Origin of the sequence: Cellulomonas biazotea (assembly GCF_004306155.1) — a bacterium.
In the GTDB taxonomy this organism is placed as follows: domain Bacteria; phylum Actinomycetota; class Actinomycetes; order Actinomycetales; family Cellulomonadaceae; genus Cellulomonas; species Cellulomonas biazotea.
In genome coordinates, this window is the sequence record NZ_BIMR01000381.1 from 1 (window position 1) to 1214 (window position 1214).

1 protein-coding gene is annotated in these 1214 nt (G+C 78.7%); it reads right to left on the reverse strand.

Annotated elements, in window-relative coordinates; translation table 11 throughout:
• Positions 1 to 138: 138 nt before the first annotated feature.
• Positions 139 to 1214, reverse strand: a 1076-nt coding sequence (locus tag CBZ_RS18915; protein WP_130783006.1) for a DUF3418 domain-containing protein, incomplete at its 5' end; no start/stop codon positions are given.

Genomic DNA, 1214 nt, shown 5'->3' on the forward strand with positions numbered 1-1214 from the left:
GCCTGAGGGCGGGCGGGCGCTCACCTGCCTCGACCCCGTCCTGGTGCCCGCGACCCGCGTGCGGGCGGGCACCAGGACGGGGTCGTCGCATGTCCGAGGACGGACGGGTGGGGCAGGGGCGGGCGGGGCTGGGGCGCGTCAGCGGAGGGTGGCCAGGGCCTTGCGGATGCGGGCCGGGGAGACCGGGACGGGCGTGCCGAGCTGCTGCGCGAACAGGCTGACCCGCAGCTCCTGCAGCAGCCACCGCACCTCGACGAGCGCCGCGTCGCGCGCGTCGTCGGGCGCCGACGAACCGGCCTTCGCGACCGCGTCGGCGTACAGGTCCTCGACCTCGTGGACCTGCCACGCGAGGTCGCCGTCGCGCTGCGGGTTCTCCGCGGCCTTCGTCAGCCGGTGCCGGGCCGCGCGCAGGTACCGCGCGAGCTGCGGGAGCCGGTCCGCGCCGACCTCGGAGACGAACCCGTCGTGCACCAGGTCGGCCGACTGCGCGCGGACGTCCTGCACGGTCGCGAGCAGCGCGAGGCTCGCCGACGCACGCAGGTCGGCCTCGAGCTCACGCCACGCGCCGAGCACCGCGACGAGGTCCGCGACCACCGCGTGCACGGTGTCCTCCAGACGGTCCCGGACGGCCTGCCGCAGCGCGGCGTACGCGTCGCCGTCGCGGACGTCCGTCGGGGTGCGGGCGGGCGTGGCCGCTCGCAGGTGCGCCGCCATCAGGCGGTCGACGGCCGCGAGCTGGACGTCCCGGACCAGCGCCTCGGTGCTCGGGTACGGCGTCGCGGCCAGCACCAGTGCCTGCGTGCCCGTCCAGCGGCTCGACACGCGCCCCGTCGCGAGGCCGACGTCGAGCAGCAGCAGACGCCGCAGGCCGCGCGCCGCGGACGACCCCACCGCTGCCTCGTCCGCGAGCGTCCGCACCGCGACCGACGAGCCCTCGTCGACGAGCGTCGGGAACGCCCGCACGCGCTGACCGCCCGGCGTCGTCGCCTCCAGGACCTCCGGGAGCCGACCGCTCGGCAGGTCGTCGGGCCAGGTCCGCAGGCCCGTGCGCTCGAGCGAGACCGCGGGCGTCGGCGGCGTCGAGGGGGCGGGTGACGCGCCGCCGTCGGGGGCGGTCCCTCCGTCGGCGGTGCCCCGACCGGCGCCCCCACCGGCGTCGGCACCGCGACCGCCACCGCCCGGCGTGGCGGCACCGCCACCACCCGGCGTCGCGG